This is a genomic window from Mesorhizobium sp. CA10, from assembly GCF_020165285.1.
In the GTDB taxonomy this organism is placed as follows: domain Bacteria; phylum Pseudomonadota; class Alphaproteobacteria; order Rhizobiales; family Rhizobiaceae; genus Mesorhizobium.
In genome coordinates this window covers 63,947-78,754 of the sequence record NZ_JAIUHV010000002.1, presented here as the reverse complement: position 1 = coordinate 78,754, position 14,808 = coordinate 63,947, and the positions used below count along the sequence as shown (strand labels likewise).

Sequence of the window (14,808 nt, the reverse complement as noted above, 5' to 3'; positions counted from 1 at the left end):
TTCGATTGGAGGCAAGTGGGTGTCTTTTTATCGCGAACCGCACATCGACGCGGCCACCATTTTTCCCGGCATGATTATGCCTCGGCGCGGGTGGGCGCCTTTTGTTGAATTTCCAAAGAACTGGAGAAGGATGATGACGGCACGTAATGGCGGCAGGCTGGCTGCGATCTGCGCCACGGCTGCGCTGACCGCGGCGGTGTTCGTGTTGCCGGCCAAAGCCGAAACGGACGCCAAGGCGGTGATCAAAACCTATGCCGACATCGCTTTAGCGAAATACGAGGATTCTCTGACCACTGCGCAGGCGCTGGATAAGGCGGTGGATGCGCTCATTGCCAGCCCCTCGGCAGACACGCTGAACGCCGCGCGCGAGGCCTGGAAGGCGGCGCGCATTCCTTACCAGCAGACAGAAGTCTACCGCTTCGGCAACAAGATCGTCGACGACTGGGAAGGCAAGGTGAATTCGTGGCCGCTGGATGAGGGCCTGATCGACTATGTCGCCAAGAGCTATGGCACCGAGTCGGACGAAAACGCGCTCTATACGGCCAATGTCATCGCCAACAAGGAAATCGAGATCAACGGCAAGAAGGTCGATGCCTCGAAGCTAACGCCCGAGTTCCTCTCCGGCACGCTGCAGGAGGCCGGCGGCGTCGAAGCCAATGTCGCGACCGGCTATCACGCGATCGAATTCCTGCTCTGGGGCCAGGACCTGCATGGCACCGGGCCGGGCGCCGGCGAGCGGCCCTTTACCGACTACGACCTCAAGAACTGCACAGGCGGCAATTGCGATCGCCGCGCCGAATATCTGAGATCGGCGACCGATCTTCTGGTGTCCGACCTGCAGGAAATGGTCGGCAACTGGAAGGAAGACGGCGCCGCGCGCAAGAACCTCACCGAGGGCGGTGCGAATGCCGCCATCTCCACCATCTTCACCGGCATGGGCTCGCTCTCCTATGGAGAGCTCGCGGGCGAGCGTATGAAGCTCGGCCTGTTGCTGCACGACCCGGAAGAGGAGCACGACTGCTTCTCCGACAACACCTACATCTCGCATCTCTATGACGCGGTCGGCATCCGCGATGCCTACCATGCCAGCTACAAGCGGCTCGACGGTTCCGTGGTTTCGGGCCCGTCGGTGTCGGACATGGTGAAGGCGGCCGATCCGGCGATCGACAAGGAACTGTCGGGCAAGCTCGACACTACCGTCGCCAAGATGGAGGCCATTCAGGCACGTGCTCTTGCCGGCGAGGCTTATGACCAGCAGATCGCCGAGGGCAACACGGAAGGCAACGCCACCGTGCAGGGGGCGATCGACGCCCTGATCGACCAGACCAAGTCGATCGAGCGCGCCGTCGGCTCGCTCAAGCTGAACCAGATCGCTTTCGAGGGTTCCGACAGCCTCGACGCGCCCGACAAGGTGTTCAAGTAAGATCGGGCATGATCCCAAAAGCCGGTTTTTGGACAAGATCATGCTCAATTGAGAAACCAGCCAAGCGGCGCCGGAACGGCGCCGTCAGCCAGAGCAAGTAGATGCTGATCTGCCATTGCAATATCATCACCGAAAAGGAGATCGAGCAGACGATCGTCGGCCTGCTGGATCAGGATCCCTGGCAGCTGATCGTGCCCGCTAAGGTCTACCACGCGATGGCCAAGCGCGGTCGCTGTTGCGGCTGTTTCCCAAATGTGGTGGAAACGATCATTCGGGTCACCGAGAATTACCACGCCCGCTCGGAGGCGGGGGGCGTGGACATCGTTTCACACCTGGATCGCGTGCGAGGCTTGCGCCGCCAATACGGGAGCAGAACCCATGAAAGGCGAACCGCAGGTCATCGAGCGGCTTAATGAAGCTCTGTTTCTGGAGCTTGGAGCCGTCAACCAGTACTGGGTGCATTACCGTCTGCTCGAGGATTGGGGCTACACCAAGCTGGCAAAGAAGGAGCGGGCGGAATCGATCGAGGAGATGCATCACGCCGACCGGCTGATCGCGCGCATCATCTTCCTCGAGGGTCACCCGAACCTGCAGTCCGTCGCGCCGTTGCGCATCGGCCAGAATGTCAAGGAAGTGCTCGAATCCGATCTCGCCGGCGAATATGACGCACGCACCGCCTACAAGCGCTCGCGCGAGATCTGCCAGGACGAAGGCGATTTCGTTTCGATGAAGCTGTTCGAGGATCTTTTGGCGGACGAGGAAGGACATATCGACTTCCTGGAAACGCAGCTCGATCTGCTTGCCTCGATCGGCGAGGAAAAATACGGCCAACTCAATGCCGACTCGGCCAACGAGGCGGAGTAAGGACATGCGGGAATGCGGCGCCCCGTAGATTTTTCGCGCCGCGTGTGGTGGGCCGGGATTCACGGCTTGCCGTCCCAAATGACCCCGCGATACCGGATTTATCGCGGGGCACCGCTTTTGCTGGCGATCATGCTTTCCGCATCCGCCTTAGCTGGTGAGCCCGCCGTCCTGTCGACGAGCCGCACCGACCTGACGCCGAAGGACCAGGCGCGGGTTCTGGCGGTCACCAGGCCAACGGCCGATTTCACCAGGCCGGAGCCGTTCGAGCTGATGCAGGGCGGCGCCGGCACCTCGCGCAAGGACATCAACCGCGATGCCTTCTCGCAATCCTCCGCCAATATCACCTTCGAGGAAGAAGGAACCTTCAAGCTCGGCAACGCGCTGTTTCGCAAGAACTGGGTGTCGTCGCCGTCCTCGACCCAGGCTTCGGACGGGCTCGGCCCGCTTTTCAACGAACGCGCCTGCCAGAACTGCCATCTGAAGGATGGCCGCGGGCGTCCTCCGGAAGGCGATGCCGGATCGACATCGATGTTCCTGAGACTCGCGCGCGATGCCGATAGCGCCGAGGAAAGGGCCGCGCTCACCGATCATAAGCTGCTGAACTTTCCCGATCCTGTCTATGGCGCGCAACTGCAGGACCTTGCGGTTCCCGGGCTCAAGGGCGAAGGCCGGATGCGCGTCGATTACCAGGAGCAAAAGGTCACGCTCGGCGACGGCGCCGTCGTTTCACTGCGCAAGCCGAGCTATACGATCGAAAATCTCGGCTACGGTCCGCTCGATCCGCGCACCACGCTGTCGCCGCGCCTGACGCCGCCGATGATCGGGCTGGGCCTGATCGAGCAGATCGCGCCGGCCGACATCCTTGCCCGAGCCGATCCGGGCGATCGCGACGGCGACGGCATTTCGGGCCGGCCGAACATCGTGCGCGACGAGCTGAGCGGCGCGGTGACCTTGGGCCGCTTCGGCTGGAAGGCGCAGACCGCCTCGATCCGCCAGCAAACGGCCGATGCCTTTGCCGGCGATATCGGCATCTCGACGCCGGAAATGCCCAAGCATTGGGGCGATTGCACCGAGGCGCAGAAGGATTGCCTGGTCATGCCGGACGGGGTGCAGCAACGCCTCGGCACGGCCGAGGCGCCGCCGCCGGTGATGGACCTCGTCACCTTCTATTCGCAGAATCTGGCCGTGCCGGCGCGGCGCAATCTCGACGAGCCGGACGTGCTTGCTGGCAAAAAACAGTTCTACGAGATGGGTTGCATTGCCTGCCACACGCCGAAATTCGTCACCATGCGAGGCACGCCCGACAAGGCGCAGGCCTTTCAGCTGATCTGGCCCTATTCCGACTTCCTGCTGCACGACATGGGCGAAGGCCTTGCCGACGGGCAACGGGTTGGTGAAGCGAGCGGCAGCGAGTGGCGCACCCCGCCGCTCTGGGGCATCGGGCTCACCGCGACAGTCAACGGCAATGCCTTTTACCTGCATGACGGCCGCGCCCGCACGCTTGCCGAGGCGATCCTGTGGCATGGCGGCGAGGGACAGAAGGCGCGCGACCGCTTTGTCGGCGCCGCCGCGGCCGATCGCGACGCGCTGATCAAATTCCTGGAGTCCCTATGATCTCGAAACGCGTCGCTCTGATGTCGAAACGCATGGCCCTTGCTCTTCCGTTCCTTCTGGCCGCCGTGATGCCGGCATCAGCCGCGGTCAAGGCTTCCGATGTCATCGGCCGCGCGATCGATGGCTTCGTCCGCCCCGCCTATGCCAGCCTCGATGAGCATGCGGCGGGCCTGACCAAGGCGATGCACCAGCTTTGCGAAGCGCCGTCCAAGGAGAAGCTCGAAGCGGCTCGCGCGGCGTTTTCAGGCACGGTCGAGGCCTGGTCGGTAGCCGAGATCATCGCCTTCGGACCGATCAAGGAGAACAACCGGCTGGAACGCATGCTGTATTGGCCGGACCGCAAGAGCATCGGCCTGAGGCAAGTGCAGGCCACGCTCGCATCCAAGGACCCATCAGCCACCGATCCGGCGCAACTGGCGCAAAAGAGCGTCGCTATGCAGGGCCTCGGGGCCCTCGAATATGTGCTTTACGGCGACGGCGCCGAAACGCTTGCCGGGAAAGACGATCCTTACCGCTGCGCCTATGGCGCGGCGGTTGCCGGCAATATCGAAACGATGGCGGGCGAGGTGCGCGACGCTTGGCAAAAGCCCGACGGCTTTGCGTCGCTCTGGGCCAATCCGGGGCCGAAGAACCCGCTCTACCGCGACGGCAACGAAGCGGTGACGGAACTGGTCGGCGTCTTCATCAACGAGCTGGAAATGATCCGCGACGTGCGGCTCAAGGGATTTCTCGGCGCGAAACCCGATGCCGACAAGCCGAAGCAGGCGATCTACTGGCGCTCGCAGAACACGACGGCCTCGCTCGCCGGAAATCTCTCCGGCATCGACCAGCTGTTTCATGCCTCCAGGCTCGGCGACGCTCTGCCCGCCGACGCGCAATGGATAGCCGAGTCCATCCACATCCAGCTCGCCAACGGCGTGACAACCGCGAAATCCGTTGCCCGTCCGATCGACAAGGCGCTCGCCGACCCCGCGCTGCGCGACAAGCTCGAGCATTTCGCGCTGATCACCTCCAGCCTGTCGACCTTGATCGGCATCAGGTTGACCGCAGAATTCGGCCTGACCGCCGGCTTCTCCTCGCTGGACGGGGATTGATGCCGTGAGAACCGCCCTCATCGACCGCCGCGATTTCCTGCGGGCCGCGGGCGCGGGTTTCGCAGCCGCGATGGCGCCGCGCGCATGGGCTGACACGCTTGCCGCGGATGCGGTGTTTGCCACGGCCTTCGTCAAGCGCGACGGCAGCTTCGGCGCCGCCGTGCTCTCCGAGGCGGGGAAAATCCTGCACACGATCGGTCTGCCGGATCGCGGCCACGACGTCACTTTCGATCCGGTGTCGAAGCGCTCGGTGGTCTTTGCCCGCCAGCCCGGCACCTTTGCGGTGGTCTTCGACCATGCCGGCCGCGACAAGCCGCTGACCATCGCCAGCATCGCCGGCCGGCATTTCTTCGGCCATGGCGTGTTCTCGCCCGACGGCGCTCTGCTCTACGCTACGGAGAACGACTTCGACAACGCGGCAGGTGTCGTAGGCGTCTACGATGCGCGGGCGAAATTCAATCGCGTCGGCGAGTTCCCGACCTACGGCATGGGACCGCATGAACTGCTCCTGCTTGGCGATGGCCGCACTTTAGCCATCGCCAATGGCGGCATCGAGACCCATCCCGATTTCGGTCGCGCCGAACTCAACATCGCGACGATGAAGCCCTCCTACACACTGGTCGACCGGATCACCGGCGACCTTATCGAAAAGCACGAATTGCCGCCGGCGCTGCATCAGCTTTCGATCCGCCACATGGATCGCGACCAGGCGGGCACCGTCTGGTTCGGCTGCCAGTATCGCGGGCCGGCGACCGACCGACCGGCATTGGTCGGCCGCGCCGCGCGCGGCAAGGAGCTCGAGCTCCTGGAAATGCCGCAGGACGTGCTCTCGGGCTTCCACAATTATATCGGCTCGGTCGCCGCCAATGGCGCAACGGGCACGGTCGCCGTCACCTCGCCGGAGGGCAATTCGCTGGCCGTCATCGATGCCGCCAGCGGACGCGTGGTCACGACAAGAGCGCTGGTCGAGGTCTGCGGCGTCGCGCCCGACGGCGCCGGCTTCATGGCGACGACCGGCGCCGGCGAAATCGTCGGTGGCGCCGGCGCCACCCGTTCAGAGCCGGACTATGTCTGGGACAACCACATGCTGCGCATTGTCGCGACGGCGTGATCGCGGCGCGTAAAAGCGAAGCCGCTTAACATTTCTCCGCCCTGGCCCTTGCGGCGGTGGCCTATGCCGGGCAGAGGGAATTGTGTTTCGATCCAGTTCGTTAACCGGCCTATGAAACTGCCCGTATGAAGCTGCTTGCCATCGACTGCGCCGCCAATCTCTGCGCCGCCTGCGTCTATGACGCGGGCGCCGGGAAGGAGCTTGGCCGCGAAGTGCGCGACCTAGGCAAGGGGCATGCCGAGCATCTGATGGCCGTCATCGAGACGGCCTTGAAAGCCGGCGGCGTCGGCTACCCTGATCTCAACGCCGTCGCCGTCTCGATCGGACCCGGCTCGTTCACCGGCCTACGCGTCGGCGTCTCGACCGCGCGCGGCCTGGCGCTGGCGTTGAAAATCCCGGCGATCGGCGTGACGACGCTGGAAGCCCTGGCGGCGGAGGGTGCGAAAATCTTTCCCGGGCGCGCGGTGCTTGCCGCGCTCGATGCCGGCCGCGACGAAATCCACGCGGCGCTCTTTGACAAAGCGTTAGCGGAAACTTACGGGCCTTCGGCTGCCACGCTTTCCGTGGCGGCGATCATGGCCAACGGCGCCGATGCCGTCCTTGTCGGCACCGCTGCGCCACAGATTGCCGCAGCGGCGGGACGGGCCTTCGACACCGGCCCGGTTGCCGCCACCGCCGACATCGCGACCTATGCCAGGCTGGCGTCGGCCAGAGGGCCGGGCGAAAAGCCCAAGCCGCTCTATCTGCGCGGCGCCGACGCCAAGCCGCAGGCGGGCTTCATTCTTCCAAGACAGGACAATGGCCCAAAGGAAGACCATGATCCCAAAAAGGGGGAGGCGGTTTTGCGGAAAAGTCGTGGTCCAAAAGGAAACGACGCCTGATGCGCATACCGTTTTTTCAGCCGCGCCGCAGGGACTATGCGCTGGAGCCGCTGACGGTTGCCGACAGCGCCGCCGTCTCGGAGCTGCATCGCGAGGATTTCGTGCGGCCCTGGACCGATGGCGAGTTCGCAGCGCTGCTCGAGCAGGACACGGTGTTCGGCTACGCCGCACGCGAGACAGGGCAGGGATCGAAACCTCCGGTCGGTTTCGTGCTGGCGCGGCTCGCGGCCGGCGAGGGTGAGATCCTGACCGTGGCCGTCGCCCGTAGCCATCGCCGACAGGGCCTTGGCTGGCAATTGATGGATGCGGTGCTGCGCGAGCTTCATGCGCAGCGCGCCGAAGCGCTCTTCCTCGAGGTCGACGAGACCAATGCGCCGGCGATCGCGCTTTATCGCAGGCTCGGCTTCATCCAGGTCGGTCACCGCCCGAACTATTACCGTTCGACCGAGCACGGTCCGACCGGCGCGCTTGTCATGCGCCGCGATCTTCGCTAGCCAGTCCGCGCGATAGGGCGGAGCGAATGATCAAGAAATTGCGGATTTTCCTGGCGCTCTTCTATGTCGTCGTCTGTTCACTGGTGCTGGTGCCGCTGCAGATACTGTCGATGAAGACGGGACTCTGGCCCGAGATCTTCATCCTGAAAATCTGGCATCGCATGATCCTGAGGGCGCTGGGCATGCGGGTGCATGTGAAGGGCGCGCTGGCCAGGGAACGTCCGCTGCTGATCGCGGCCAACCATATCTCCTGGACCGACATCATGGTGCTCGGCTCCTTTGTCGATGTGAAGTTCATCGCCAGGGCCGACATGGAAGGCTGGCCGCTGATCGGCATGCTGTCGAAGCTGCAGCGCACCGTCTACATCGAGCGCGAGCGCAAGCGCACCTCCGGCGACCAGGCGAGCGAGATCGCCAGGCGCATGGCCAAGGGCGACGCCATGGTGCTGTTCGCCGAAGGTTCGACCGGAGACGGCAACCTTGTGCTGCCGTTCAAGAGCACGCTCTTCGGCGCCGCCTCGATGGCGATTTCGGAAGGTGCGGCGGACCAGGTCTTCATCCAGCCCGTGGCGATCGCCTATACGCGCCTGCATGGCATGCCGATGGGCCGCCGCCATCGGCCGATGTCCGCCTGGATCGGCGACCAGGATTTGATGCCGCACCTGAGAACCCTGCTTGCCGAAGGCGCGATCGATGCCGAGGTGCATTTCGGCGAGCCTGTGCCGTTCTCCAAGGGCTCGAACCGCAAGGAAACGGCACGGCTGATGGAAGCCAGGGTGCGCGAGATGATGCAGGCCGTCCTCGCCGATCCGGCCAAGAGCCGGTAGCCGATGCATTTTGCCCAAAGTGCATAGCGGTTTTGGGACAACGACATACATAAAGAAAAAAGACCTGAAGCGCGTCCTGTCGGGACGACCTGCTTCGGGCAGATTCGTCTGTTTTTTGTCACGGAAAGGCGCTAGAAGCCGCCCGATGGAATTGAACACGATTGAAAGCCACGACATCGGCGCTGCCGCCGAGCACTCGGCCGGCACGGACCGGGCGGCGAAAAAGGTCTTCGTCAAGACCTATGGCTGTCAGATGAATGTCTACGATTCCCAGCGCATGACCGATGCGCTGGCGGCCGACGGCTATGTCGCCACCGACGCCGTCGAAGATGCGGATCTTGTGCTGCTCAACACCTGCCATATCCGCGAAAAGGCGGCGGAAAAGGTCTATTCCGAGCTTGGCCGCATTCGCGACATGAAGGCCGAACGCGCCGAGGCTGGCCGCGAATTGCTGATCGGTGTCGCCGGCTGCGTGGCGCAAGCCGAGGGCGCCGAGATCATCCGCCGCTCGCCGGCGGTCGATCTGGTCATCGGCCCGCAGACCTATCACCGGCTGTCCGACGTCCTGGCGAGGGTCCGTGGCGGCGAAAAGATCGTCGAGACCGAATACGCCGTCGAGGACAAGTTCGAGCATCTGCCGCAGCCGAAGCGCGCCGAGCTTGCCAGGCGCGGCGTCACCGCTTTCCTGACGGTGCAAGAAGGTTGCGACAAGTTCTGCACCTTCTGCGTGGTGCCTTACACGCGCGGCTCCGAGGTTTCGCGCCCGGTGGCGCAGATCGTCGCCGAGGCCGAGCGCCTCGCCGAGGCCGGCGTGCGCGAGGTGACGCTGCTCGGCCAGAACGTCAATGCCTGGCACGGCATCGGCGAAAATGGCGAGGAATGGGGCCTTGGCCGCCTGCTGTTTCGTCTGGCGGAAATCCCCGGCCTGGCGCGGCTGCGCTACACCACCAGCCATCCGCGCGACATGGACGACGAATTGATCGCCGCGCATCGGGACCTGCCGGCGCTGATGCCCTATCTGCATCTGCCGGTACAGTCGGGCTCCGACCGGATTTTGAAGGCGATGAACCGGCGCCATACGGCGCGCGATTATCTGGCGCTCATCGAGCGCATTCGCGCCGCCCGCACCGATATCGCCATGTCCGGCGACTTCATCGTCGGCTTCCCCGGCGAGACGGATGAGGATTTCGAAGCGACACTGAAATTGGTGCGCGAGGTGAACTATGCCTCGGCCTTCTCGTTCAAATATTCGCCGCGCCCCGGCACACCGGGCGCCGAAATGGATGGCCATGTCTCGGAAGCGGTGAAGGACGAGCGTCTGCAGGCTCTGCAGGCTCTGCTTCTCAGGCAGCAGCAGGATTTCGGCTTGAGCCTGGTCGGCAGGACCATCGGCACGCTGATCGAGAAGCCTGGCCGGCAGGCAGGGCAGAAAGTTGGCCGTTCGCCCTGGCTGCAGCCCGTTATTGTTGACGACAAGGCCGGCGGAATCGGTGACATTATCGACGTACGAATCACAAGGACCGGCTACAATAGCCTGTTCGCCGAACTGGCCTGACGGGCCTCGGCAGATGAGGAGAGACGGTTGAGCGCTGCTGAACTGAAGAATCCGCCCCCGAACCAGGCGTCCGGGGCTTCCGACATGGCGCACATCGTACTGACCTTCGACAACAACAAGCTTGCCAGCGCCCTTTACGGTCAGTTCGACGAGAATCTGGCCCGGCTCGAGCAGAAGCTCGGCGTGGATATCCGTTCGCGCGGCAACCAGCTTGCGATCAAAGGCTCGGCTCCGGCCGCCGAGCAGGCGCGCCGGGCGCTGGATACGCTCTACGGCATCCTGCAGAAGGGCGTCGACATCGGCCAGTCGGATGTCGACGGCGCCGTGCGCATGGCGATTGCCGCCGACGACCAGCTGACGCTGCCCACGTTGGAGCGCAAGGGCAAGGTTTCGGCCGCCCAGATCGCGACGCGCAAGAAGACGATCTATGCCCGTTCGCTGACGCAGGACGCCTATATGCGGGCGCTGGAGCGCTCGGAAATGGTCTTCGGCATCGGCCCGGCCGGCACCGGCAAGACCTATCTGGCGGTCGCGCATGCGGCCATGCTGCTCGAACGCGGCATGGTTGAGCGCATCGTGCTGTCGCGCCCGGCCGTCGAGGCCGGCGAGCGGCTGGGCTTCCTGCCCGGCGACATGAAGGAGAAGGTCGACCCCTATCTGAGGCCCCTCTACGACGCGCTCTACGACATGATGCCGGCCGACAAGGTCGAGCGCGCGATCGCCGCCGAAGTCATCGAGATCGCGCCATTGGCCTTCATGCGCGGCCGCACGCTGGCGCATGCGGCGGTGATCCTCGACGAGGCGCAGAACACCACGCCGATGCAGATGAAGATGTTCCTGACCCGTCTCGGCGAGAACTCACGCATGATCGTCACCGGCGATCCGACCCAGATCGACCTGCCACCCAACACCAAGTCGGGGCTGGTCGAGGCGCTGCGCATCCTCGACGGCGTGCCGGGCATCGTCACGGTCCGCTTCAACGAAGGCGACGTGGTGCGCCACCCGCTGGTCGCCGAGATCGTCAAGGCCTATGACCGCGACGGCAAGCTGGCACGAGGCCTCGGCGCCGAAAGCTGATCAAAGGCCGCATGGCTGCAGACAACAAATCCTCTGCCGGAATCCCGGTCGACATCGATATTTTCATCGAGGCCGGCGCTTGGCCCGCGGAAGCCGAGTTGACGCGTCTGGTCGAGCGCGCCGTTGCGGCCGCTTTTGCCGAGACCGGCGCGGGCGGCGCTTCCGAGCTCAGCGTCGTTTTTTCCGACGATGCCCATATCCAGGCGCTCAATGCCGAATGGCGCGGCAAGGACAAGCCCACCAACGTCTTGTCTTTCCCGGCTTTTTCGTTTTCGAAAGGCGGCAAGCTGCCGCCGATGCTGGGCGATATCGTGCTGGCTTCCGAGACGGTGTCTCGCGAGGCGGCACTGGAAGACAAGCCGGTTGCGAACCATATCACCCATCTTGTTATCCATGGCCTGCTGCATCTTTTGGGCCATGATCATGAGACCGACGCCGAGGCCGAGAAGATGGAAGCGATCGAGCGCGCGGCGCTTGCGAGACTTGCCATTCCCGATCCCTACGCGTAACAAAAAAGCTCAATTGACCCGATGGCGATGAACGACACACCAGAAACTGCCGCCCGTCCGGACGCCGGCAGTGCTGCCAAGTCTTCCGAAAAGACGGAAGAGGGCTCAAGTCCGAGTATTCCGACCGGCAGCGCGGCCGCTGAGCCGACGCATGCCGGTCCTTCCCTTGTCGACCGCGTGCTTGGCCTGTTCCGGCACCGCAATGGCACCAGCCTGCGCGAGGAAATCGCCGGCGCGCTTGCCGAAACGGCGACCGATGCCGGCGCCTTCTCGCCCGGCGAACGCGCCATGCTCAACAACATCCTGCGCCTGCGCGAAGTCCGGGTCGAGGACGTCATGGTGCCGCGCGCCGACATCGAGGCGGTCGAGATCAACACGACGCTTGGCGATCTGCTTGGCCTGTTCGAGCAGTCCGGCCATTCGCGCATGCCGGTCTATTCCGAGACATTGGACGATCCGCGCGGCATGGTCCACATTCGCGACGTGCTCGCCCACATCACCAAGCTCGCCCGCGTCAAAAAGGGCCGCAGCAGAGCGAAGACGCCGGTGTCGACCGCGCTCGACCTTGCTCAGGTCGACCTCGCGCGCACCATCGGCGATCTCAGCCTGATCCGCCCGGTTCTGTTCGTGCCGCCCTCGATGCTTGCCTCCGACCTGATGGGGCGCATGCAGACGACCCGCACGCAGATGGCGCTGGTCATCGACGAGTATGGCGGCACCGACGGCCTCGCCTCGCTGGAGGACATCGTCGAGATGGTGGTCGGCGACATCGAGGACGAGCATGACGACGACGAGCCGATGATCACGCAGACCGGCGACGGCGTCTTCGTCGTCGACGGCAAGGCCGAGATCGACGAGGTCGCCAAGATGATCGGCGAGGATTTCGCCGCCGGCGAGCATGGCGAATATGTCGACACCATCGGCGGCATGATCTTCAACACGCTCGGCCGCGTCCCCGCTCGCGGCGAAGTGGTGCAGGCCATCCCAGGTTTCGAGTTCCACGTTCTCGACGCCGACCCGCGCCGCGTCAAGCGCGTGCGCATCGTGCAGAGCCAGAAAGGCGAGCGTCGCCGCCGCGCCGCGCGCACCGAGCAGGCCTGATACCGTCGCGACATGCCCGTCGACGATCCATTCAAGCATGCCGTTCTCGGCTCAGGCGTCTTCTATAAAGATCCGCGCGCCGCATTGACCTGGCTGCAGGCGGCCTTCGGCTTCGAACCGAGCATGGTGGTGAGCGACGCCGACGGCCGGCTTGTCCACGCCGAAATGCGTTTCGGCGACGGCTACATCATCGTCGATTGCGAATGGGCCGAGCATGTCGCCAGCCCGGCCTCGGTCGGCGGCAAGAACACCCAGGCCGTCTATATCCGGCTGCGGCAAGATCTCGACGCTCATTGCGAAAAGGCACGTGCGGCCGGCGCGGAAATTCTTCAGGGACCGACGGATCATTTCTACGGCGAGCGCCAATACCGCGCCCGCGATCCCGAGGGTCATGTCTGGACGTTCAGCCAGACCGTGCGCGTTGTCCCGAAGGACGAGGCCGAGCGGCTGAGCGGCCTGCGGATCGAGGGCTGGCACAACTGAGCATTTTGCACCCAACCGGAATCGCTTGGCGTTGCAGAAATGCGGCTAAGGCAAAGAGCTGTGGCGGGATACCGATATAGCGCGACGGCGCATCAGGCTGCGCTTATCTGGGTTTGGATCGGGTGGCGCAGCCTGTTAAACCTCTAGCTCCCTGATTCGCGCGACTTGGGAAGCTTGATGCAGCGCTTTGCCGGCCGGATAATTCTGCTGTGGGGGTGGCGGCGGGCTCTGGTGGCGTTTGCCGCCGGAGCGCTGGCGGTGCTTGCCCAGGCGCCTTACGATTTCTTCGCCGTCTGCTTCGTTTCGTTCCCGGTCCTTGTCTGGCTGCTCGACGGCGCCACCGGCGAGGCATCGGATGGCTGGTTGAGGCGCCTGAGGCCGGCCTTCGCTGCCGGTTGGTGGTTCGGCTTCGGCTATTTCCTGGCCGGTCTCTGGTGGATCGGCCAGGCATTGCTGGTCGAGGCCGATACGTTCGCCTGGGCCTTGCCGTTCGCCGTTGTCGGCATCCCCTTCGCGCTGGCCTTCTTCTATGGTTTCGCCACCGTTGTGGCGCGGCTGTTCTGGAGCAGCGATATCGGTCGTATCGCAGCGTTGGCCTTCGGCTTCGGGCTCGCGGAATGGCTGCGCGATTTCCTCTTCACCGGCTTCCCGTGGAATGCCGTCGGCTATGCCGCAATGCCGGTGCCGCTCCTGATGCAGAGCGTATCGGTGACCGGCATGATCGGCATGAATGCGCTCGCGGTCTTTGTCTTTTCGCTTCCGGCGCTCATCGCCGCGCGCCGCCATCTCAAGCTCGGCCTCGCCTTGTTTGTCATCCTCGTCGCCGCCCATGTCGGCTTCGGCTATGTCAGGCTTGTGGCACCGGTCGAATCGAGCCGCGCGATCGACGTCCGCATCGTCCAGCCCGCTGTCGATCTCAGCGAGAAATGGGATGCCTCGGTGCGCGACCGCATCTTCGCAACTTTGCTGGGGATATCGGGGAAAGCGCCGGAACAGGGCCACGCCAAGCCGCAGCTTATCCTGTGGCCGGAGACATCGGTGCCGTTCCTTTTCACCGAGCGTCCGGACGCGCTGACGGCGCTGGGCGACATGCTGGCCGACGGTCAGATGTTGATTGCCGGTGTCGTGCGCGAAGAAGGCGGATCGGCCAATGCCGGCAGCCGCTATTACAATTCCGTCGTGGCGATCAACGACAAGGGCGAGATCGTCGATGCCGTCGACAAGGTGCATCTGGTGCCGTTCGGCGAATATCTGCCCTTCGCCGGCCTGTTCGAACGCTTGGGCATAGGCCAACTCGTTGCCGGGCCGATGAATTTCGCCGCCGGCAATAAACGCCATCCGATCGGCGTTCCGGGCGGCCTGCGTGCCGCTCCGTTCATCTGCTACGAGGTGATCTTTCCCGATCTCGTTGCTGCTGACGCTGCATCCGCCGACTTGATTGTGAACGTCACCAACGATGCATGGTTCGGCGACACGCCGGGCCCGTATCAGCACTTCAGGCAGGCCCAAATTCGGGCGGCGGAGAATGGAATGCCTCTGTTGCGCGCGGCTAACAATGGCATATCGGCCGTCGTCGATTCGCGCGGGCGCATTGTCGATGCGCTTGCCGTCGACGCGCGCGGCGCTATCGACGCGCATGTGCCCGTTTCTGGGCGCTCCCTCCTGCCCGCCGAACAGCGACGCATTAACGGATTGCTGATCATGTTGCTGTTTGCGCTGATTGCCTTCACATTGAATGTAAGGCAGCGGCTACGGGTGAATTGACAGTCGGCACA

Annotated in this window: 15 protein-coding genes; all 15 read left to right on the top strand. The window is 64.1% G+C overall.

The genetic code is table 11. The features are described from left to right. Positions 1-133 precede the first annotated feature (133 nt). The 15 genes from LB535_RS03870 to lnt all read left to right on the top strand — a co-directional run bounded on the left by LB535_RS03870 (position 134) and on the right by lnt (position 14,797). Complete coding sequence (locus tag LB535_RS03870; RefSeq protein ID WP_224631658.1) at positions 134-1,423, top strand: imelysin family protein; 1,290 nt, start codon at positions 134-136, stop codon at positions 1,421-1,423. A 101-nt stretch (positions 1,424-1,524) separates the two neighbouring features. After that, the gene (locus LB535_RS03865) at positions 1,525-1,836 is read left to right on the top strand and encodes a (2Fe-2S)-binding protein (protein WP_224631238.1); all 312 of its coding nucleotides are present in this window, start codon (positions 1,525-1,527) and stop codon (positions 1,834-1,836) included. Beyond that, complete coding sequence (gene bfr, locus LB535_RS03860) at positions 1,802-2,287, top strand: bacterioferritin (RefSeq protein ID WP_095765979.1); 486 nt, start codon at positions 1,802-1,804, stop codon at positions 2,285-2,287. Before LB535_RS03865 ends, bfr begins: the two co-directional genes overlap by 35 nt. Before the next feature lie 78 nt (positions 2,288-2,365). After that, complete coding sequence (locus LB535_RS03855; RefSeq protein ID WP_411969522.1) at positions 2,366-3,901, top strand: di-heme oxidoredictase family protein; 1,536 nt, start codon at positions 2,366-2,368, stop codon at positions 3,899-3,901. Between the two features lie 20 nt (positions 3,902-3,921). Next, positions 3,922-4,995, top strand: a complete 1,074-nt coding sequence (locus tag LB535_RS03850; protein WP_224631657.1) for an imelysin family protein — start codon at positions 3,922-3,924, stop codon at positions 4,993-4,995. A gap of 4 nt (positions 4,996-4,999) precedes the next feature. After that, complete coding sequence (locus LB535_RS03845) at positions 5,000-6,106, top strand: DUF1513 domain-containing protein (protein WP_224631236.1); 1,107 nt, start codon at positions 5,000-5,002, stop codon at positions 6,104-6,106. Positions 6,107-6,231: 125 nt separating this feature from the next. Continuing rightward, the gene (gene tsaB, locus LB535_RS03840; RefSeq protein WP_224631235.1) at positions 6,232-6,987 is read left to right on the top strand and encodes a tRNA (adenosine(37)-N6)-threonylcarbamoyltransferase complex dimerization subunit type 1 TsaB; all 756 of its coding nucleotides are present in this window, start codon (positions 6,232-6,234) and stop codon (positions 6,985-6,987) included. Next, entirely contained in the window at positions 6,987-7,481 is a 495-nt protein-coding gene (gene rimI / locus LB535_RS03835; protein ID WP_224526718.1) for a ribosomal protein S18-alanine N-acetyltransferase, read from the top strand. Before tsaB ends, rimI begins: the two co-directional genes overlap by 1 nt. A gap of 26 nt (positions 7,482-7,507) precedes the next feature. Beyond that, positions 7,508-8,308: a lysophospholipid acyltransferase family protein gene (locus tag LB535_RS03830; protein WP_224631234.1), complete on the top strand. Its 801-nt coding sequence runs from the start codon at positions 7,508-7,510 to the stop codon at positions 8,306-8,308. Between the two features lie 145 nt (positions 8,309-8,453). Next, a complete protein-coding gene (gene miaB, locus LB535_RS03825; protein WP_224631233.1) occupies positions 8,454-9,863 on the top strand; it encodes a tRNA (N6-isopentenyl adenosine(37)-C2)-methylthiotransferase MiaB in 1,410 nt (469 codons plus the stop codon). A gap of 84 nt (positions 9,864-9,947) precedes the next feature. Continuing rightward, entirely contained in the window at positions 9,948-10,940 is a 993-nt protein-coding gene (locus LB535_RS03820; RefSeq protein WP_411962568.1) for a PhoH family protein, read from the top strand. 11 nt (positions 10,941-10,951) lie between these two features. Beyond that, positions 10,952-11,449 carry an rRNA maturation RNase YbeY gene (gene ybeY, locus LB535_RS03815; RefSeq protein ID WP_224631232.1) on the top strand — a complete coding sequence of 166 codons (498 nt, stop codon included), beginning with the start codon at positions 10,952-10,954 and terminating at the stop codon, positions 11,447-11,449. A gap of 27 nt (positions 11,450-11,476) precedes the next feature. Beyond that, complete coding sequence (locus LB535_RS03810; RefSeq protein WP_224545234.1) at positions 11,477-12,550, top strand: hemolysin family protein; 1,074 nt, start codon at positions 11,477-11,479, stop codon at positions 12,548-12,550. A gap of 12 nt (positions 12,551-12,562) precedes the next feature. Continuing rightward, entirely contained in the window at positions 12,563-13,033 is a 471-nt protein-coding gene (locus LB535_RS03805) for a VOC family protein (protein WP_095765971.1), read from the top strand. A 177-nt stretch (positions 13,034-13,210) separates the two neighbouring features. Further along, positions 13,211-14,797, top strand: a complete 1,587-nt coding sequence (gene lnt / locus LB535_RS03800) for an apolipoprotein N-acyltransferase (RefSeq protein ID WP_224631231.1) — start codon at positions 13,211-13,213, stop codon at positions 14,795-14,797. Positions 14,798-14,808 lie beyond the last annotated feature (11 nt).

What these genes read in the sequence shown, in the direction of transcription:
- LB535_RS03850 (WP_224631657.1), top strand. Translation starts at nt 3,922, where the DNA reads ATGTCGAAACGCATGGCCCTTGCTCTTCCGTTCCTTCTGGCCGCCGTG.
- LB535_RS03870 (WP_224631658.1), top strand. Translation starts at nt 134, where the DNA reads ATGACGGCACGTAATGGCGGCAGGCTGGCTGCGATCTGCGCCACGGCT.
- miaB (WP_224631233.1), top strand. Translation starts at nt 8,454, where the DNA reads ATGGAATTGAACACGATTGAAAGCCACGACATCGGCGCTGCCGCCGAG.
- bfr (WP_095765979.1), top strand. Translation starts at nt 1,802, where the DNA reads ATGAAAGGCGAACCGCAGGTCATCGAGCGGCTTAATGAAGCTCTGTTT.
- rimI (WP_224526718.1), top strand. Translation starts at nt 6,987, where the DNA reads ATGCGCATACCGTTTTTTCAGCCGCGCCGCAGGGACTATGCGCTGGAG.
- LB535_RS03865 (WP_224631238.1), top strand. Translation starts at nt 1,525, where the DNA reads ATGCTGATCTGCCATTGCAATATCATCACCGAAAAGGAGATCGAGCAG.
- tsaB (WP_224631235.1), top strand. Translation starts at nt 6,232, where the DNA reads ATGAAGCTGCTTGCCATCGACTGCGCCGCCAATCTCTGCGCCGCCTGC.
- ybeY (WP_224631232.1), top strand. Translation starts at nt 10,952, where the DNA reads ATGGCTGCAGACAACAAATCCTCTGCCGGAATCCCGGTCGACATCGAT.
- lnt (WP_224631231.1), top strand. Translation starts at nt 13,211, where the DNA reads ATGCAGCGCTTTGCCGGCCGGATAATTCTGCTGTGGGGGTGGCGGCGG.
- LB535_RS03820 (WP_411962568.1), top strand. Translation starts at nt 9,948, where the DNA reads ATGGCGCACATCGTACTGACCTTCGACAACAACAAGCTTGCCAGCGCC.
- LB535_RS03855 (WP_411969522.1), top strand. Translation starts at nt 2,366, where the DNA reads ATGACCCCGCGATACCGGATTTATCGCGGGGCACCGCTTTTGCTGGCG.
- LB535_RS03830 (WP_224631234.1), top strand. Translation starts at nt 7,508, where the DNA reads ATGATCAAGAAATTGCGGATTTTCCTGGCGCTCTTCTATGTCGTCGTC.
- LB535_RS03810 (WP_224545234.1), top strand. Translation starts at nt 11,477, where the DNA reads ATGAACGACACACCAGAAACTGCCGCCCGTCCGGACGCCGGCAGTGCT.
- LB535_RS03805 (WP_095765971.1), top strand. Translation starts at nt 12,563, where the DNA reads ATGCCCGTCGACGATCCATTCAAGCATGCCGTTCTCGGCTCAGGCGTC.